Source organism: Amycolatopsis sp. NPDC043887, assembly GCF_056435665.1.
Genome location: NZ_JBWKEB010000026.1, coordinates 1 through 17,460, shown reverse-complemented (window position 1 = coordinate 17,460; position 17,460 = coordinate 1). Strand labels below are relative to the sequence as shown.

The 17,460-nt window shown below is 68.9% G+C and carries 21 protein-coding genes and 2 pseudogenes; 13 read left to right on the top strand and 10 right to left on the bottom strand.

Going from position 1 to position 17,460, the window contains the following annotated elements; all coding sequences use genetic code 11:
- Positions 1-20 precede the first annotated feature (20 nt).
- Together AC069H_RS40030 and AC069H_RS40025 are read left to right on the top strand one after the other, a co-directional pair.
- Positions 21-218, top strand: coding sequence for a hypothetical protein (locus AC069H_RS40030; RefSeq protein ID WP_478235789.1), 198 nt, complete (start codon positions 21-23; stop codon positions 216-218).
- The gene (locus AC069H_RS40025; protein ID WP_478235788.1) at positions 215-1,585 is read left to right on the top strand and encodes an aldehyde dehydrogenase (NADP(+)); all 1,371 of its coding nucleotides are present in this window, start codon (positions 215-217) and stop codon (positions 1,583-1,585) included. The genes AC069H_RS40030 and AC069H_RS40025 overlap by 4 nt, the downstream gene beginning before the upstream one ends.
- 145 nt (positions 1,586-1,730) lie before the next feature.
- Here the strand turns inward: AC069H_RS40025 and AC069H_RS40020 are convergent, their stop codons facing one another.
- From AC069H_RS40020 to AC069H_RS40010, 3 genes are read right to left on the bottom strand one after another with little or no spacing between them, the layout of a single operon-like run.
- On the bottom strand, positions 1,731-2,945 hold the full coding sequence (locus tag AC069H_RS40020; protein ID WP_478230319.1) for a metal-dependent hydrolase family protein: 1,215 nt from the start codon (positions 2,943-2,945) through the stop codon (positions 1,731-1,733).
- Complete coding sequence (locus AC069H_RS40015; RefSeq protein WP_478235787.1) at positions 2,942-3,382, bottom strand: GAF domain-containing protein; 441 nt, start codon at positions 3,380-3,382, stop codon at positions 2,942-2,944. Before AC069H_RS40015 ends, AC069H_RS40020 begins: the two co-directional genes overlap by 4 nt.
- Complete coding sequence (locus AC069H_RS40010; protein ID WP_478230317.1) at positions 3,379-4,770, bottom strand: MFS transporter; 1,392 nt, start codon at positions 4,768-4,770, stop codon at positions 3,379-3,381. Before AC069H_RS40010 ends, AC069H_RS40015 begins: the two co-directional genes overlap by 4 nt.
- Positions 4,771-4,905: 135 nt before the next feature.
- Here AC069H_RS40010 and AC069H_RS40005 point away from each other — a divergent pair, with 135 nt between their 5' ends.
- The 5 genes from AC069H_RS40005 to AC069H_RS39985 all read left to right on the top strand — a co-directional run bounded on the left by AC069H_RS40005 (position 4,906) and on the right by AC069H_RS39985 (position 8,271).
- Positions 4,906-5,832: a MurR/RpiR family transcriptional regulator gene (locus tag AC069H_RS40005; RefSeq protein WP_340682234.1), complete on the top strand. Its 927-nt coding sequence runs from the start codon at positions 4,906-4,908 to the stop codon at positions 5,830-5,832.
- An 80-nt stretch (positions 5,833-5,912) separates the two neighbouring features.
- Positions 5,913-6,077: a hypothetical protein gene (locus AC069H_RS40000; protein WP_240598862.1), complete on the top strand. Its 165-nt coding sequence runs from the start codon at positions 5,913-5,915 to the stop codon at positions 6,075-6,077.
- 95 nt (positions 6,078-6,172) lie between these two features.
- Positions 6,173-6,478 (top strand): hypothetical protein, encoded by a 306-nt coding sequence (locus tag AC069H_RS39995; RefSeq protein ID WP_478235786.1) that lies wholly within the window; start codon positions 6,173-6,175, stop codon positions 6,476-6,478.
- A complete protein-coding gene (locus AC069H_RS39990; RefSeq protein ID WP_478235785.1) occupies positions 6,471-7,583 on the top strand; it encodes a VanZ family protein in 1,113 nt (370 codons plus the stop codon). Before AC069H_RS39995 ends, AC069H_RS39990 begins: the two co-directional genes overlap by 8 nt.
- 253 nt (positions 7,584-7,836) lie before the next feature.
- Positions 7,837-8,271, top strand: a complete 435-nt coding sequence (locus AC069H_RS39985; protein WP_478235784.1) for a hypothetical protein — start codon at positions 7,837-7,839, stop codon at positions 8,269-8,271.
- Here the strand turns inward: AC069H_RS39985 and AC069H_RS39980 are convergent.
- Together AC069H_RS39980 and AC069H_RS39975 are read right to left on the bottom strand one after the other, a co-directional pair.
- On the bottom strand, positions 8,195-9,319 hold the full coding sequence (locus AC069H_RS39980; protein WP_478235783.1) for a S1 family peptidase: 1,125 nt from the start codon (positions 9,317-9,319) through the stop codon (positions 8,195-8,197). The genes AC069H_RS39985 and AC069H_RS39980 overlap by 77 nt on opposite strands.
- A gap of 319 nt (positions 9,320-9,638) precedes the next feature.
- Positions 9,639-9,842, bottom strand: a complete 204-nt coding sequence (locus AC069H_RS39975) for a hypothetical protein (RefSeq protein ID WP_478235782.1) — start codon at positions 9,840-9,842, stop codon at positions 9,639-9,641.
- A gap of 74 nt (positions 9,843-9,916) precedes the next feature.
- Here AC069H_RS39975 and AC069H_RS39970 point away from each other — a divergent pair, with 74 nt between their 5' ends.
- Positions 9,917-10,153, top strand: a complete 237-nt coding sequence (locus tag AC069H_RS39970; protein WP_478235781.1) for a hypothetical protein — start codon at positions 9,917-9,919, stop codon at positions 10,151-10,153.
- On the opposite strand, the pseudogene AC069H_RS39965 reads toward AC069H_RS39970, so the two are convergent.
- The 3 genes and pseudogenes from AC069H_RS39965 to AC069H_RS39955 all read right to left on the bottom strand — a co-directional run bounded on the left by AC069H_RS39965 (position 10,132) and on the right by AC069H_RS39955 (position 11,811).
- Positions 10,132-10,697, bottom strand: a pseudogene (locus tag AC069H_RS39965) (vitamin K epoxide reductase family protein). The gene AC069H_RS39970 and the pseudogene AC069H_RS39965 overlap by 22 nt on opposite strands.
- Complete coding sequence (locus tag AC069H_RS39960; protein ID WP_478235780.1) at positions 10,694-11,362, bottom strand: DsbA family protein; 669 nt, start codon at positions 11,360-11,362, stop codon at positions 10,694-10,696. The pseudogene AC069H_RS39965 and the gene AC069H_RS39960 overlap by 4 nt, the downstream one beginning before the upstream one ends.
- A gap of 56 nt (positions 11,363-11,418) precedes the next feature.
- Positions 11,419-11,811 carry a hypothetical protein gene (locus AC069H_RS39955; RefSeq protein WP_478235779.1) on the bottom strand — a complete coding sequence of 131 codons (393 nt, stop codon included), beginning with the start codon at positions 11,809-11,811 and terminating at the stop codon, positions 11,419-11,421.
- 93 nt (positions 11,812-11,904) lie between these two features.
- Here AC069H_RS39955 and AC069H_RS39950 point away from each other — a divergent pair, with 93 nt between their 5' ends.
- From AC069H_RS39950 to AC069H_RS39940, 3 genes are all read left to right on the top strand, one after another.
- Positions 11,905-12,258 carry a VOC family protein gene (locus AC069H_RS39950; RefSeq protein WP_478235778.1) on the top strand — a complete coding sequence of 118 codons (354 nt, stop codon included), beginning with the start codon at positions 11,905-11,907 and terminating at the stop codon, positions 12,256-12,258.
- Positions 12,259-12,364: 106 nt separating this feature from the next.
- Positions 12,365-13,168: an endonuclease/exonuclease/phosphatase family protein gene (locus tag AC069H_RS39945; RefSeq protein WP_478235777.1), complete on the top strand. Its 804-nt coding sequence runs from the start codon at positions 12,365-12,367 to the stop codon at positions 13,166-13,168.
- On the top strand, positions 13,165-14,313 hold the full coding sequence (locus tag AC069H_RS39940) for a family 43 glycosylhydrolase (RefSeq protein WP_478235776.1): 1,149 nt from the start codon (positions 13,165-13,167) through the stop codon (positions 14,311-14,313). The genes AC069H_RS39945 and AC069H_RS39940 overlap by 4 nt, the downstream gene beginning before the upstream one ends.
- Positions 14,314-14,606: 293 nt before the next feature.
- On the opposite strand, the gene AC069H_RS39935 is transcribed toward AC069H_RS39940, so the two are convergent.
- Positions 14,607-15,011: a ChaB family protein gene (locus tag AC069H_RS39935; protein WP_478235775.1), complete on the bottom strand. Its 405-nt coding sequence runs from the start codon at positions 15,009-15,011 to the stop codon at positions 14,607-14,609.
- 199 nt (positions 15,012-15,210) lie between these two features.
- On the opposite strand from AC069H_RS39935, the gene AC069H_RS39930 reads away from it, so the two are divergent.
- Entirely contained in the window at positions 15,211-16,032 is an 822-nt protein-coding gene (locus tag AC069H_RS39930; RefSeq protein WP_478235774.1) for a S1 family peptidase, read from the top strand.
- Positions 16,033-16,097: 65 nt separating this feature from the next.
- On the opposite strand, the gene AC069H_RS39925 is transcribed toward AC069H_RS39930, so the two are convergent.
- Positions 16,098-17,075 carry a hypothetical protein gene (locus tag AC069H_RS39925; RefSeq protein ID WP_478230302.1) on the bottom strand — a complete coding sequence of 326 codons (978 nt, stop codon included), beginning with the start codon at positions 17,073-17,075 and terminating at the stop codon, positions 16,098-16,100.
- A 238-nt stretch (positions 17,076-17,313) separates the two neighbouring features.
- Between AC069H_RS39925 and AC069H_RS39920 the strand changes: the two are divergent.
- Positions 17,314-17,460: pseudogene (locus AC069H_RS39920) on the top strand (helicase-related protein); the annotation flags it as partial.

Here is a 17,460-nt window from a genome sequence, read left to right as displayed (position 1 = left end):
GTCGCGAAAGTGGCTTTGTCGTGTCGATCGCGGTGGTGGTGCTGCGGCGCACCAGGCCGGATCTGCCGCGGTCGTTGCGCACTCCGTGGGTCCCGTCCGTGCCGCTGATCGTGAACCTGGACGCGCTGACCTCGGCCTGGATGGTGCTCGGGCTGGTGGTGTACGCCGTGTTCGGATTCCGGAACTCGGTGGAGAACCCGGAGAGGAAGGAAGCATGAAGCAGATCGAGAGGGCGGCGGAGATCGCCGCTGAATGGGCCGCGACCGACCCGAAGACGCGCACGGCGGTGCTCACCGGCGTGGCCGACGCCCTGGACGAGGCCGGTCCGTCCTTGATCGAGATAGCCGACGCCGAGACCCGGCTGGGGACGAAACGGCTGACCGGCGAGCTGGCCCGCACGACGTTCCAGCTGCGACTGCTCGCGGCCGAAAGCGGCTCATACTACGACGTCCGGATCGACCGAGCCGACCCGTCGTGGCCGCCAGGACCCCGGCCGGAGCTGCGCCGGTATCGCACCGCTGTCGGTCCGGTCCTGGTGTTCGCCGCGAGCAACTTCCCGTTCGCGTTCAGCGTGGCGGGCGGGGACACCGCGTCGGCGTGGGTGGCCGGATGCCCGGTGGTGGTCAAGGGCCACCCCGGCCATCCGGAGTTGTCCCGCAGGACGGCTTCGGTCGTCGTGGAAGCCCTCGGCCGCCGGGGTGCGCTCCTGGGCCTTGTCGAAGGAGAAGCCGCGGGCGTGGAGGCACTGCGTCATCCGGCGATCGCGGCCGCCGCGTTCACCGGGTCGGTGTCGGGTGGGCTCGCGCTGGCGCGGATCGCGGCCGAGCGGCCGGTCCCGATCCCGTTCCACGGCGAACTCGGCAGCGTCAACCCGGTGATCGTCCTGCCCGGCGCGGCACGCTCGCGGGCGGAGGAACTGGCGGCGGGCTACGCCGGTTCGCTGATGCTGGGCAACGGCCAGTTCTGCACGAATCCCGGTCTGGTGTTCGTGCCGTCGGAAAGCCCGTTCGGGGATCTCGTCGCCGAACGGTTGCGCGAGGTCCCGGCCGCGCCGTTCCTGAACGACCGCATCGCGTCGGGTTTCCATACCGGCGCGGCACGGCTGGCCGCGATCCCAGGGATGCGTGAGGTCGTCTGGGGACCAGGCGCCCAACTGCTCGAAGTCGCGCTGGAGGACTTCGTACCGGAAGCGGCTGAAGAGTGCTTCGGCCCGCTGGGCGTGGTGGTGCGATACTCGCGACTTTCCGACGTCCAGCCGGTGCTGGCGGCTCTGCCCGGTCAGCTCACGACGACCGTGCACGCCCTCCCCGAAGAGGCCCCCGACGTCGAGGCACTGCGCCCGGTACTGGCCGACCGCAGCGGGCGGATCCTGTGGGGCGGCTGGCCGACCGGGGTCGCGGTGACCTCGGCGATGCAGCACGGCGGACCGTTCCCGGCGACGACGTCACCGGCCTCGACGTCCGTCGGGACGGCGGCGGTGGAACGCTTCCTCCGGCCGGTGTCCTATCAGGACTGGCCGTCGCACCTCCTGCCGGAACCGCTGCGGGACGACAACCCGTGGGACGTCCCGCAGCGCTTCTCGTGACTCGTGAGTGGGCGCCGGGGGTAGCGAAGGCCTCCTTCCCTACCTTCAGAGTAGGTAAGGAGGCCTTCACTACCGCCTGGGCCGGCTTTCGCAACCCGCCACCTCGCCTTACCCCTCAAAGGGAACCGGCCACTCCACTCACGAGTCAGGGGGAGACGACGGTCCCGCCCTGCACGACGTGCCGGAATTTCTCCGGCTCGGCCAGGACGCCGATGTCCTCCAGCGGATCCCGGTCGACGACGAGCAGGTCCGCGTGCGCGCCTGGAGCCAGCGTGCCGATCTCGCCGGTCAGGTTCAGCAGGTCGGCCGCCGTCGATGTCGCGGAGCGGACCACCTCCAGCGCGGACTGGACCTCGCCGCGCAGCCGGAACTCGTGGTTCTGGTGCCGGTGCATCCCGCCGAGGAGGTCGCTGCCGTACACGAGTTTCACGCCGCCCCTGGCCGCCCGCTCGAGGGCGGCCATGCCCGCGCCGAGCACCTCGTCGACCTTGCGCCAGCTGGATTCCGGCAGCCCGTGCTCGCGCCCTTCCTCCTTCAGCGCCCAGTAGGTGACCAGGGTGGGCACGAGATACGCGTCGTGCCGGAGGAACAGTTCGACACTGAGGTCGTCGATCAGGTTGCCGTGCTCGATCGACCGCACGCCCAGTTCCAGCGCGCGGTTCACCGCGCGGGCGGTATAGGCGTGCGCGGCGACGTAACGGTTGGCCGCCTCCGCCTCTTCGACGATGGCGCGCAGCTCCTCGGCGGAGTACTGCGTCGAGTCGATCCGGTCGGTGGGGGAGGCGACACCGCCGGAGGCCATCACCTTGATGTGGTGCGCACCCTTGCGCAGCTCGTCGCGCGCCGCGGCGCGGACCGCGTCGACCCCGTCGGCGACCCGGCCGAGGCCGGCGCAGCACGGGTGATCGTCGCTGGCGTTGGCGCCGCGCGTCCGGCTGTCGCCGTGCCCGCCGGTCTGGCTCAGCGCGCGTCCGCAGAACAGCAGGCGCGGGCCGCGGAACAGGCCCTCGGCCTGCGCGTCGGCGAGGCCGTAGTCGGCGCCGGAGGCGTCACGGACCGTCGTGAAGCCCCGGTCCAGCATGCGGCTCATGGTGCGGGCACTGTGCGCGGCCACGTACGACGGTGACGACGCGGGCAGCGACCCCAGATCCGCGGTCGACGCGGTGACGTGCACGTGGGCGTCGATCAGTCCGGGCAGCACGAACGCACCGCGCAGGTCCTCGGTCCGCGCGTCGTCCGCGGTGAGCCCGTCACCGATCTCGACGATCCGGCCGTCGGCGCACCGGAGGTCTCCCTCGGTGTACTCGCCCTTGACCGGGTCGAGCAGGCGGGCGTCGCGCAGCAGCAGCGATCCGTTCATCGGTTCTCCTCCAGGAGTTCGCGCAGGGCCGGGACCGCCAACGGTGCCAGTGAACGGGCCGCCGCGACGGAATCGTCGTCGTAGCTGCCTTCTGCGTCGAGGAGGTTGAGGACGCCGAGCGTGCGGCCGCCGTCCACCACCGGCACGTTGATCACCGCGCCGCAGCCGAGCCGGTCGATGAGTTCGTGGTCGGCGAAGATCTCTCGCACCGCCGCGCTGTCCGATCCGAAGTAGGGCTCCTGTCCCGTGATGCACCGATCCAGCCACCCGGCCGCTACCTCGACGGTCTTCTCGCCGCCGATCGGGTACTCGACGGGGTGGCTGCTGTGCACCCGTCGCAGTGCCCGCCGTTCGGGCACCCACGCCAGTACGGTGAACAGCCGTACGCCGATCGTGGCTCGGGTCTTGTCCTCCACAGTGGACAGTGACACGGTCACTTGGTCATCTCCTTGGCGGTCTTCACGGGCGCGCCGTGTTCGGTCAGTTCTTCCAGGGAACGGCCGGCGGTGGACAGGCCGAACACGACCACGCACACCACCCCGGCCGCCAGGACGGCGGTGGTGAGGCCGAAGACGCCGGCGAAGCCGAGGCTCGCCGCGGACAGGCCGATGATCGTCGGGGCGAGGATGCTGCCCACCCGGCCGAACGCGCTGGACAGCCCGGTCCCGCTGGCGCGGATCCAGGTCGGGAACACCTCGGGGGTGTAGGAGTAGACGCCGGCGTAGGTGCCGTTGAGGAAGAACGACAGCACCGCCCCGGCGAGGGTGATCGACCACGGCGCGTCCATCTGGCTCAGCCAGAACGCGCTCACCGCGGAGCCCGCGAGGTACAACGCGATGGTGTGCTTGCGGTCGAGCCGTTCCGACAGCCACGCGGCGGAGAAGTATCCGGGGATCTGCGCCAGGTAGATGATGATCGAGAACTCGAAGCTCTTGGTCACCGTGATGCCGCGCTCGACGAGCAGTGTCGGGATCCAGGAGAAGAAGCCGTAGTAGGAGAACGTGATCACGAACCACACGGTCCAGATCACCGCGGTGCGGCGCGCCATCGCCGGGCTCCACAAGAACTTCAGCGCGCTGAGGAGATTGACCTTGGGGGTCTCCGTCGCGGGCTGGGCCTCGGCCTCCGCGACGGCGGGAAGTGCTTGCCCCGTCGCCTTTTCGACGTCCCGCTCCAGCTTCGAGACGATCTTCTCGGCCTCGGCATGACGCCCGTTCGCGACCAGGAACCTCGGTGATTCCGGCAGCGAACGGCGCCACCACAGCAGCATGACGATCGGCAGCGCGGTGATCAGCTGCGCGACCCGCCAGCCCTCCGGCACCGTCGGGACGACGAACCGCCCGATCAGCGCGGCGGCGACGAACCCGAACGAGAAGAACCCGGCCAGCGCGCCGACGAACCAGCCGCGGCGTTTGGCGGGGACGAACTCCGACAGGAACGGCGCGATGATGGCGCTTTCGGCTCCCGCGCCTGCCCCGGCCAGCACCCGAGCGCCCAGGAAGACCTCGTAGTTGGGGGAGAAGGCGGCGACCACCGAGAACACCGCGTAGAAGGCCAGCGCGTACATCATGACCTTCTTGCGGCCGATGCGGTCGCCCAGCAGCCCGGCGGCGATCGCGCCGAAGAGGAAGCCGAACGGCGTCGCCGAACCGATCAACCCGAGCTGGCCGTTGTCGAGGCCCCAGGCGGCTTTCGCGCTCGGAAGGAGGAAGGCGACGACGGCGGAGTCCATTCCGTCGAAGGTGTAACCGAGCCCGCCGATGAGCAGGAGTTTGTAATGGGGACGGCTGAGCGGGAGCCGGTCCAGTCGTGCCAGAAGCGTCATGGGGAACGCCTTCCGTGGTTCGGGCGACGAGGAGTGCGGACAACGTATACTGCGTTTCGGCAAAACTGCAATGGTTGTTGCAAATGGTTCGCCGGGCACGATGCGTTACCGTGACGCCGTCGAGGGAGGGTGCGCGTGACAGGGACGGGAACCGACGACGGTTTCGAGGCGTGGCTTCGGGACCGCGCACCGGAGCGCGGCCTGCGGCCGAAGGCGGCCGCCGTGCTCGAAGTGCTGGTCTCGCAACCGCGCCGGGCGTCGTTCGGCTCGACGGCCGAGCTCGCCCAGCTCGCCGGGGTCAACGTCGCCACCGTCACCCGTACGGCGCAGGCGCTGGGTTTCGCCGGCTGGCCGGCACTGCAACAGGAGTTGCGGGCGCGGTACATGTCGTCGCTGAGCGCGCCGCAGGTGGCCGAGGAACACCGGGACGTCGACTCGCCGGGTTCGGCGTCGCTGCGCCGCGACCTCGACAGCCTCGCTCTGCTCAACCGGCGCGTCGCCGAGGACGAGATCCGCAACGTCGCGGAGGCCGTCGCCGGGGCGCGCCGCACGGTCGTGATCGCCGACGGCAGCTACGCCGCGGTCGGGATCGCGTTCGCGCACAACGCCCGGCTCGCCGGATACGACGTCCACGCGATCACGGCGGGCGACGCCGAACTCGCCAACGCCACGGCGAAACTGACTTCCGAAGACGTCCTCATCGCGATCAGCTTCTGGCGGCTGTACGAGAGCACGGTGCTCGCCGCGAACGAGGCCAAGGCCAGGGGAGCGCGTGCCTTCGCCATCACCGACGCGGCCAGTCCCGCGCTGGCGGCCGCGGTCGAACAGGTGCTGATGGTGCCCGCCGAGGGCGTGACCTTCTTCCCGTCGCTGACCGCGGGGATGAGCCTGGTGCAGGCGATCGTCGCGCAACTCGCCGCCGTCGATCCCGTCCGCACCGGCGAGTCCATCGAGGCGGCCGAGGCCATGTGGTCGCGGTTCGACCTGCTGCACCGTCGCCCGGGATCGGCCGATCGGACAGTGCCGAAAAGGCCGACCGGTCGAGGCGTCTCCGCCGGATGACCGATCCGCCGCCCCCGGCGGGGAGGCGATCCTGGTTCCAGGCCGCCGGAACAGGCGGCACGGGGACCGAGGAGGCCGAAATGACGATCATCGCGACTCTGGGCGCATACGCCGGGCTCGCCCTTCTGGCACTGATGGCGGCGACCCCGCTGCTGGTCGAACTCGATCAGCGCTTCCCGGTCACCCGCCGGGCGAAGGCGGCCGAACGGGAACGCCGGATGCCCGCCGGGCTCGCTTCGGCGTGACGCAGAGCACAGATTCGCGCGAGGCCTACCTCGCGTGAGTGATTCGGGCTGCGCCAATTCGTAACTTTGTGTCGCGCTATGGAACGCTCTGTGACGTGACCGTGGATTTCTGCGCCAACGCCCAGCCCTCCGACACCTTCGCGGAGTTCCGGAGGAACGTCGACGAACTGACCCAGGCGTTCATCGACGCCTGCCGTCAGGGACGTACGCCGGGCGACGCTTCTCTCGACCTGCTGCAGCGGGTCCATCGCGAAGACCGCAACTGGGTCGTCGTCCATCTGACCTTCGCCATCGCCGCGCTCGCGCATCAGCGCACCCTCGCCCCGGCCGACTCCGTCACCCGGCCAGGTGGTGTGACGGGTGCGCCGGGGCGCGCGTTGTTAGCTTCCGCGAGTGACTGATCCGACCATCTCCGCGGTCATCGCGGTGTTCGCGGGTTTCGTGCTCGCGGGCCTCCTGGCCGTCCCGTACATCGCCGTGAGTTACCGGCGCCGCGGGGAGCTCGGGCTCTGGCGGGTCCTGCTGGTGTTCGGGTTCCTGGTCTACGCCATGTCCCTGTGGACGTACACGTTGCTCCCCATCCCGGAGACGACGGCGGCGTGGTGTGCCGAGCACGCGTCCAGTCACCTGCAACTGCGCCCGTTCCAGTTCGTCGCCGACATCCGTCGCGAACAGACCGGGGCCGGCCTGCGGGCGTTCCTGCGCAATCCCGCCGTCCAGCAGGCGGTGTTCAATGTCGCCTTGTTCGTGCCGCTGGGGATGTTCGTACGGCACCTCTTCCGGCGCGGCTTCGCGGCCACCGTCGCGATCGGCTTCGCGGTCTCGTTGTTCATCGAGTGCACCCAGCTGACCGGGGTCTGGTTCCTGTTCGAGTGCCCGTACCGGCTGGCCGACGTCGACGACCTGCTGACCAACACCCTCGGTGCCGCCGTCGGCTTCGGCCTCGCCCCGCTGTTGCGGCTGCTGCCGGGCAACGAGCCGTCCGCGCCGCCGGGAACGCCGCGGCCGGTCACCGCGCGCCGCCGCCTCCTCGGGATGGCCGTCGACGTCGTGTCGGTCGTCCTGCTCGGCACCACGGTCGGAATCGTGACGACCCTGCTCGTGGGTGAACCGAACACCGTGGTCACCGCGCTGATCGGCACCTTCCTGCCCGCGCTGCTCCTGCTGTTCGTCATCCCGGTCGTGGGCAACGGTGCCAGCTTCGGCCAGCGGGTCGTGTTGCTGCGCCCCGCCGGCCCGGACGGCGGGAAGCCCGCGCTGTGGCGGATGGTCGTGCGGTTCCTGGCCGGCTCCGGCGGCTATTTCACGCTGCTCACCTTGGCGTCGGTGGCCAACGGCGGGTTCGAGCCGCTGGCGAACCTGTTGTTCTTCGCCAGCGGAATCCTCGCCTTCCGGCCCGAAGGTCACCAGGGACTGTCCGGGCTGATCGCCGGCCTGCGGATGACCGACGTGCGCGAACTCGACGAGCCGGCCGAACCGAGCCTCGTGAGCGGTAAGGAGTCTTAGGTGCTTCCGTGGATTCCGGCCGCGGTCGATGTCAGGCCCGGTCCGTGAAGGCCCTCTTCCCTCGGCTCAGCCGAGGGAAGAGGGGCCTTCACGCGCAACGGGCCTTGGGTTTTGGAGGGGGCTGGGTTGCGAAAGCCACTTTCGCAACCCCTCCGGCCAGGCCCGGCCGGTGAGTTCCACCCGATCGGGTCGACCCTGCCCGTCGTGCGCGTCATTGCGCCTGGCAGGACGCACGGGCCGGAACACTCGCCCGGTGGACGTGGAGTCGATGGACGAAGTGGCCGACTGCCTGCTGTCGGTGGCCTGGAACATCTTCCCGCTGATGGGGAAACCGCCCGCGAGCCCGGGGAACCGGCCGGAGGAGATCCGGACCCTCCTCGTCGACGCCTGCCACGACGCCGGGATGCGAGCCCGTGAGTGGGCCGCGGAGCACGGGGCGGGAACCGAAGAAGACCGCCGTCCCTTCCTGCGGCTGGCGGAGGTCGGAACGGACGCTAACCTGTTCCTGGGCATGGTTTCCGGCACGTTGGTGCCCGATCACGAGCGAGTCCGCCGCCGCTGGGCCGAGATCGAGACCCTGGTCGTCGAGGCGGGTGAACTCGCCGTCCTGATCAAGGGACGGCCGCCCCTCGCCACGGGAGATCAGTCTTTTCGAGCGTCAGGTCGTAGCGGTCGAGCACCTCCTTGACGGGCTGGAAGAACGTGGTGCCGCCCTCGGCGCAGTCACCGGAACCGCCCGAGGTCATGCCCTGTGCCTGCACGAGTTTCGTGCCGGAGCCCGACGAGGGGCGGCTGACGAACGAGCCACCGGAGTCGCCCGGTTCGGCGCAGGCGTCGGTCTGGGTGAGGCCCCGCACGATGTTCCCGTTGCCGTAGTTCACCGTCTGGTCCAGCGCTTCGACCCGCCCGCAGTGCCAGTGGGTGGTGATCCCGGACCGGCAGACCCGGCCGCCGACGCCGACCACGTCGGCGCCCTCGATCCGCACGTCGGACCCGTCCTCGTACCGGTCGACCCGCGGCGGGGTCGAGACATCGGAGTGTGTCACCTTGACCGTCCCGTAGTCGTTGCCGGGGAAGGAAGACCTCGCGACCTTGCCGATCGTGCCCCCGGCGCCGCGCACGGTGCCGCCGAGTTCGGTGCAGTGGCCCGCGGTGATCACGTAATGATCGTCGTCGTCGTAGGCGGTGAACCCGACCGAACAGGCACCGCCGCTGAAGTACAGGCCTTGCCCGCCGACCACGCTCCACAACGGCCGCGGCGCGCTCTTCACGTGTTCCACCCGGACCGGGACCCCGGCGGAGGTGGCCCACGCCAGTCCGGCGGGATCGCCGCCCACCACACTGACCACGACGTCGTTCGACGGCACGTCGACGTACCAGCCGGCGACCGAGCGGGGCAGGCCCGCGGTTCTGTTGTCCAATGTGGACTGGATCTGCCGCAGTTCGGCGGCGCTGTGCCGCAGTACCTTCGGGATCGCGCCTGCGGCGCGGATTCGGGAAGACCGGCTCGCGTCGGTGGTACCGACGATCAGTTCACCGGTCGTGGCGTCCAGCCAGGACCCGGCGAACGCGGCGCCGAGCGAGGTGCCGAGATCCTGCTGGGCGGCGGCCACCGTGGCCGTGCCCGCCGCTTCGTTCAGCACCGATGTCGCGGCGGAAGCCGGTGCCGCGAAGGCGGTGACGGCTGCCGCCGCGCCGATCAGGACGGTCAGGGTGCGCAGAGGACGTCGGATCACGAAAACCTCCATGGGTTCACGGAATTCGTTGCGGGAGAAGCGTTCCTTGATCGACGTTACGACAGGGGGACACCGGCCGAATGCCGCCATTTGAGTAGCGCTGGGAATTCGCCTTTCCGGCTCAGCGGAATGGCGGCTCCTCACTCGTGTGAGTGGGGATTGCACGATTTGCCGTCCCCGATCCGCTGACCGGCGAACGACGCTCAGCGACGTTCATACGCCCGTTCGGGAAAGGGGCTTCCCAGGCAGGAAATCGCAGATCACCTGATGGTGTCCGCGCTGAACCCGTTCGCCCGCATCGGTGACGAACGCGTTTCTTTCAGCAGCAGGAAACGAGGCCCGCCGTGAACATCAGGCCGGCGGTGAGCACGGGCGCGGCGAACAACGCCAGCGCTCCGCCCGCGACGGCTCGCACCCGTTCCGGGAAGCGCGCCGGACCGCTCGCGTGCCGGGACAGCCAGCGCAACCGGAGCGCGGTGTCACCGCCGCCGGCCGCGTGGATCGACAGCAGCGCCGAACGCACGGTCTCCGGTCCGTGCCCGGCGGGTCCAGCGCCAAGGTCGCGTCGTTGGCGGCGAGCTGGGCTTCCCGTTCGAAATGGACACCGTAGTGCGTGGCGACCGGCTGGTCGCCACGCACTACGGCTTCTACAACATGGTCGTCGGCGTGGGCATCCTCCTCGGCAACCTCTTCACCGGGACTGTCTTCGACCTCGCGCGCCGGGCAGGCTGCCCGGAATTCCCGTGGCTGGCCCTGACGGTGATCGGCGCGCTCTGTGCCTGGGGATTGCGTGGTCTCGACCGGAGCCGCCTTCAGACGAGCGTCGTCCAGTAACTCCAGAAGGCCTGCAGGACCGCGACGGTGATGGCGGCGTACCAGACCACGAGGACCACACTGTGGTACCGGATCGCCGCCTTCACCTCCGGTCCTTTGTGGAGGTTGTGCAGGGTCGTGTACCAGAAGACGGCGATGGTGACCGCCCAGACGACCATGCAGTACGGGCACAGCGCGCCGATGACGTACAGGCTCTGCAGCATCAGCCAGTGCACGAAGACGACACCGAGGGCCGCGCCGGCTCGCAGGCCCAGCCAGTACCAGCGAGGGAGCTTTGCTCCGCCGAGCAACGCGACCCCGGTCGTCACGACCACGCCGAACCCGGCGATCCCAGCAACGGATTGGGGAACCCGAACAGCTCGGCCTGCGGCGTCTTCATGATCGACCCGCAGCTGAGCACCGGGTTGACACTGCAGGTCGGGATGTAGGAGAAGTCCTTGAGCAGCGCGATCTTCTCGACGGTGAGCACGAACGACGCCAGCAGCCCGATCGCGCCGCCGACCAGCAGCACCCACGGTGTCACCCGGACGGCGAACGGCGTCATTTCGCCAGTTCCCGGTCGATGACGGCCTTGAGGCCCTGATAGGACGGTGAACCCGAGAACTTGACGCCGTTGACGAAGAACGTCGGCGTGCCCTCGACGCCGATGTTCGCGCCGTCGGTGCGGTCGGCGAGCACCCGGCCGAGGGTGACCGGGTCGTCGAGCGCGGTTTCGAAGGCCTGCAGGTCGAGACCCAGTTCGCGGGCGAACCCGAGGAAGGTCTCGCGGTGGGAGACCTGCTGGTCGCCCCACTCCGGCTGCTTCTCGAACATCAGGCGGTACATCGGTTCGAGCTTGCCCTGTCCGCCCGCCGCCTCCACGGCCCGCGCGGCGAGTTCGGCGTTCTGATGGCTCGGGATGGGGAAGTAGCGCATCACGAAGGTGACACGGTCGCCGTACTCGGCTCGGAGGCGTTCGACGCCGGGAAACGCGGCGCCGCACGCCTCGCATTCGAGGTCGAGGAACTCCACGACGGTCACCTTGCTGCCCGGCGGGTCGGAGAGCCGATGGCTGTCCGGCCGGACGAGGATCGACGCGGGTACCGCCGGGGGTGTGTCCGCCTGCCCGCTCGGGGCGCCCTCACCCAGATTGGTGACGACGAGCAACGCGGCCACGACCGCGACGACGACGGCCACGACCGTCAGGGAAACCTTGGTGTTCTTGGTCATTCTGTTGTGTCCTTGGTTCGGTTCCGGCGACTGAAAGCGGCATGGGCTTTGCCGGATCAGGTACGGGAAACGCAGAGCTGGACGAGCGGTGGAGTGGTCGTCGAACGCCTTGCCGGGGAGGACGGCGGTACTCCCGTCCCACCGGGGCGATGATGCCGGACGAGCAGGACGAGCGCGGCCAGCAGTGCCATGCCGATCCTCGCGACGTCGTCGAGGTGGTTGTCCGGAAGGGGCCGTTCCGCCGGGCTCAGCAGGGACGCGGCCGGCTCGCATTCGTCGGCCGGGGTCGTGGGGTGGGTGGCTTCGGCGGCGAACAGGGGAGCACAGGGCGAGCCGGCCGCCGCCGCTCCGTCACTGCACAAGGAACCCTGCAAGAGGGCGACAGCGGTGAGCACGGCCAGCACGGCGAAAAGCCGCGCGGTCATCCTCACAGTCCGTCTGCCGGTCACGCGGTGCAGGGTAAAGGTGACCTTGTAAAGCCGGGGCGAACTCGGACGAACCGGCCTACAGTGGTCGGCGATCCCGAGTGGAAGGACGTCGCCTTGCCGAGGTTCAAGGATGTCTACGCGGTCCTGCCGGTTTCCGACCATGCCGCCGCCGTCGCCTGGTACGAGCAGTGGATCGGGCGGCGGCCCGACACCGAACCCATGGAAGGCGTCGCGGAATGGCAGATCACCGGGAACGCCGGGCTCCAGGTCGCCCACGACCCGGAAGCCGCGGGCAGGAGCACCGTGGTCCTCGTCGTCGAGGACATCGACGAGACCGTCGGCGACCTCGCGGGGCGCGGCGTGGGGTGCGGCCCGATCCAGGACTTCGGCTTCGTCAAGCTGACGGAGATCGCGGATCCGGCCGGCAACAAGGTCACCTTCGTCTGGGAGAACCCTTCGCAGGAGTAGGCCGCAGCCAATTCTTTCCGGAAGATGACGGGATCGCGCGGGGCGTTGCCCGTGGCGGGCCGCCGATGGTCCGATTCCCTCCGTCATCGACACTGGAGGGAATCCCATGAAGCATTCGAGGCGCAAGACTCTCGCGCTGGCACTGCTGGCGCCGTTCGCCACGCTCGTCGCGGTGCCCGGCGCCGAGGCGGCGACCGAACGCACGATCAAGGTCGTCACCTACAACGTGGGTGACGCGGGCGGTCTCAAGGCCGACCTCGTCCGTCTGATCGAGACCGAACGCCCCGCCGTCATCGGGCTGCAGGAGGTCGCCGACCGCGAGGCGGTGGTGAAGGAGGCCGCGGCCGCGACGGGATACGTCGCCATCTACGAGTCGGACCGCCGCGCGATCAAGCACAACGCCATCCTCGTGCGCGGCAATATGACCGTCACCGGCCACGGCGCGCACGAGATCTCACCCGCGTCCAAAGTGGATCCGTCCACACCCGGTACCGGCCCCGCGGAGCCCGGCGACTGTGGCTGCTGGGTGCCACCGAAGTACGTCAACTGGGTACGGGTGGGAGGCGCGGGCTTCGAGTGGGTCGTGGGCGTCGTGCACCTGACCCCGTCCGCGCAGCGGTTCGCCCTCAATCGTGAACTGCACAATCTGCAGGTCCGCACCACCGCGGACTGGTTCTCCTCGCGTGGGGCCGAGCCCGTCGTCATGGGTGACTTCAATGCCGAACCGGGTTCGGACCTGATGGCGGGGCTGCGGCGAGTGGCCGATTCCTACAGCGCTCCGAGCCATGGCACCAGGTCCATCGACCACGTGTGGGCGAAGAAGGACTCGACCGGGTCCGCGGTGGACGCCCTCGGCGGCTACGGAAGTGACCACCGTCCGGTGCGCGTTCGGGTGACGGTGACCCGATGACGCGACGCGCCCTGATCGCCCTCGTATGCGGCGTCAGCCTGCTGACGGCCGTGCCGTCCGCGACAGCCGAAACCGGGCCGCGCGACGAGTCGCTGGACTTCCGGTTCCCGGCGGCGGATCTGATGCGGGTGCCGGAGACGAACACCTATGTCGCCGTCGGTGCGAGCATCCCCGGCAAAAAGCTGCCGTACACGAAAGTCGAGTTCAGCGGCGGATCGTTCCAGCGCCGAGGCGCTGTCGACGGCGACGCCTGGGACGGTGTCACATTCCCCGCGGGCTACTGGGCGAGACCCGACTCTCCACTATGGACACCGGCATTGTTCGCGCATCAGGAGGACGGCCGCGTCGTCTACTACGTCTTCTACAGCGCGGCGCTTCCCGGACCCGAGCCCGCCGGCCAGGCGAAACACTGCGTCGGCTACGCAACCTCGTTGCGGGCCACGGGAGGCTTCGCCGCCAACGCCGATCCGCTGTTCTGCCCGGATCGCGGGTGGGCGATCGACGCCGACGTGAGCAGGGGACAAGGCGAGGTCTGGCTGACCTTGCGCAACGGCGCGTGGACGCAGGACCGCGTCACCGCTCTGGGGGCGGCGAAACTGGACTTCGACCGGCCTCGCCACGTGCGGCGGATAGCCGAAGCCGACGCGAAGAAGCTCATCGACAACGCGAATCTCGAGTGGACGCACCACAACAGTCCGTCCGACGACGTCCTCACGATCGAGAATCCCAACGCCGTCCGCATCGACGGTGACTGGTACCTCTTCTACTCGGGGAACAACTGGTACGCGAACCGCTATGCGACCGGTGTCGCCTACTGCGGAACCGCGCTGACCGACAACCGGTGCACCCCGATGGCCGAGCAACGGGCGTATTTCTCCTATCAGCCGGACCCGGACGGTGAGCCGCGATTCCGGCCCGGTCTGCCGGACAAGTACCGCAAGAAGAACCTGCCGGGCAACAAGCGGGGTCCTGGTGCGTTCAACGCGTTCCAGGCGCCCGATGGTTCGTGGTGGGCTTCGTGGAACTACATCACCGACGCGAGCTTGCTTCCGCATGAGGATCCTTCGCCGGAACGGCGGAGCCGGATCGCTCGGTTGGTGAAAACCGGCAGTGGGGCAGCGGCCGAATTCAGCGTGCGGTGGTGACCCGCCGGATGATTGATCTCCGGATCACCGGGTAATCGCCTCGTGTCGGCCTCCACCAGCCGGATGCGACACCAACGGAGTTGAGAACCATGACACACGCATACGAAGATCCCCAGTCATCGGCCGAACGGGTGGCCGTGCCGGAACCACGCGGCGAGAACGATGCCCTGGAGGAAACAGCCCTAGAGCTTGAGCCCACGATCGTGCTCGGCCGGGAGTGAGTCTTCACAAGGGAAGGAGGCCGGCTCCTACGACGAGCCGGCCTCTCCCCATGACGACCTCGGTGCCGGTCGTTACCGGCTCTGCCGGGCGCGAGCGGTCTCGCGGCGGCTGGCTTTCTCGAGCGCCTTGACCAGTTCGCTCTTCGACATGCGGGAACGCCCGTGAGTCCCGAGCTCGCGGGCCCGCTGATACAGGTGTTCCTTTCCGGCTCGCGCGTCGACGCCTCCGTGGGTGCTCTTCGTACGCTGCCCGGCACCGCCCGCGGCCTGCTCATCGGACGGCCCGCGGCGCTCCTTCGGCTCCCAATGGTCACCGACTTTTTCGAAGGAGTGCTTCACGGCGGCGAACGCGGTCTGGCTGGCGCGGCGGCCGGGCCCGTAGGTTTCGAGCGCCGAATCATGCGCGGCCACCCAGGTGTCCTGGGCCTCGCGCGGCGAACGCAAGAGCGTGCTGGGCAGGTCTTCCCGTCCTGGCATGACGGACCTCCTTCCTCACGGATCACGCTCTCGGATAACCGATCCCGGCCCGGCCGAAACCAATGGTGAGTAGGGCGAGCCCTACCACGCGGTGTCCAGCAGTCACCACGACAAGTCAGCGGGCTGACCCGATGGCCCAGGACGAGATGGACCGCGATGCTGGACGCGATCGATCCGAGCATCCGAACGAAGGAAACGTATGACGAGAGCGGGTTCCGTGCGCAGCCACCTGATTCGTGCCGCCAGTGTCGCGCTGGTGGGAGCTTTCTGCGCGATCGCCCTACCCGGCAGTGCCGATGCCGTGGTGAACGGGAAGGACTCCACCGAGCGCTACGAGTTCATGGCGTCGATCCCGGAGGTCGTGCCCGAGCTGAACAACGCCAAAGGTGTCTGCGGGGCCGTGCTGATCCACCCGCAATGGGTGGTGACCGCGGCGCACTGTGTCGACCCGGGGAACAACCCGGCTCAGCCGGAGGGGACGGTGCGCATCGGCAGCGAGCGACGGACCTCCGGCGGCACCGTCCGCACGATCGACCGCATGGTGCGCCACCCCGGCTACCAGCCGGGCCAGCCGAACAGGAACGACATCGCGCTCGTGCGCCTGGACCGGCCCGTCTCCGAACGGCCCATCCACATCGCCGGCCGCCCCGGCCGCCCCGGCACACCGACCCGCTTGATGGGCTTCGGCACCACGGTCGACACCGCCGACATCACCAAAGTGGTATTCCCCGAACGACTCCAGCAGCTCGACACTCGCCGGGGAGCGGTGTCGGAATGCTCGCCCGGCTACGCGGACTCGACCCGGCTCTGCACGATCAGCCGCAAGCCCGGTGCGATGGCGTGCATGGGGGACTCCGGTGGCCCGCAGATCCAGCGCGGGAAGTGGGGCCGGTGGGAGCTGATCGGCGTCACCTCGGGACCTGGTGACAACGACGTGCCCTGCGCCAACGGACCCGGCCTCTACACCAGCGTGCCCGCCTACAAGGGCTGGATCCACCGCACCATCCACGGACACCGCTGACGCTCCTGCGCTTCGGCAGCGGGCGAGGACGGTGACCTGACCGTCCTCGCCCGCTTGCCGGCGCTTCACCGGGGCGCGAGTGCCTCCAAAGACGACAGCTGGGCCTTGTGCAGGTTCGAGATGATGTTCCTCGGCTTGTCCGCGGCCTTGCTGTAGTAGTGCGCGCCGGACTCGAACGCCAGGTAGACGTTGCTGCCGTAGACCGTCAGCCCCTCGGACATGCTCGGCGCGCGGAAGCAGTGCTTCTTGGCCGTGTCCAGGTCTTTGTCGCCGGCGCCGCGCCGGACCACGTAGAGGTTGCTGCGGTTGTTCCTGCCGTGCGAAGTGCTGTAGATGAACAGGTCCTTGGTGACGATGAGGCCCTGCGTCTTCGTCGGCACCTCCCACGACCCCGGCCGGTAGCCCAGCTTGCCGTCGGCGCCGACGGTGTACGAGTGCATCAGTCCGCGCTTGGAGTCTTCGAACTTGCCCGCCCACAGGGTGTTGCTCGGGCCGTGGCTGGTAAGGAATGAGGCGGCGTAGACGGTCTGCGCCTTGCCTTCCTGCTCAATGGGCAGCGACTTCTTGATCGCGTTCTTCAGCTTCGCCAGCGAGTACTTGCGAATCGTGTCGCCCTTGCCCGACACGAATGCCCAACCCTGCTTCTCGAATACGGCGATCCCGCCGACGTGCGAGTAAGCGAGCAGTGCCTGGCCGACCTGCTTGCCGGTCTTGGCGTCGATCCCGATGATGATCGCGCTGCGGTGGCCCGACTCGTACGAGGTGACCAGGATCAGGTCGTTCGACCCGTCCCAGTTCGACCAGGTCGCCGTGCCCTGGGGGATGTTGGTCGCCAGCGCGGGCACAGGGTGACTCTTGCTGAACCGGTTGTCGTAGGCGTAGGAGGCCGATTCCCCGTGGTAGAAGGGGCCGTCCTTGCCGCTGGACTTCGTGTCGCAGGTGATGGCCGCGGCCTCAGCGGAGGCGGTGCCCACCGTGGTGAGGCCGAGCATCAGCACGCTCGCCGCGGCAGTGATCGTCGCCTTCTTGAGTAGGGTCTTCATTCATCCCCTTGTAGTCGTTGTACGTCCAGTTCTCAACTGGGACTCGCGGGAAGCGCTCGCGGTTCCCTGCGTGCCTTCGCCACGCGCGCATGATCGCGAGGTGCTGATGCGGCAGGACAACAACACCCTTTGCGCCTTGGCGAAAGGGTGTGTGCCGGGTCCGTCTCGCCGGTGACACTGACGCCCACGCCCTGACGAAATGGGGCCGCTGAACCAAGCCGCACCATGAGGGGACGAAAACCTGCCCGAGGTGTCGCTGGTCGCGATCCTCGACGCGGGCAAAGGAGGGTTTCCTCCGCAGTGGCACGTCGCTGATCCAGACGATCGGTCGCGCGGCCCGGAACGTGTCGGGCGAGGTGCACATGTACGCGGACAAGATCACCGA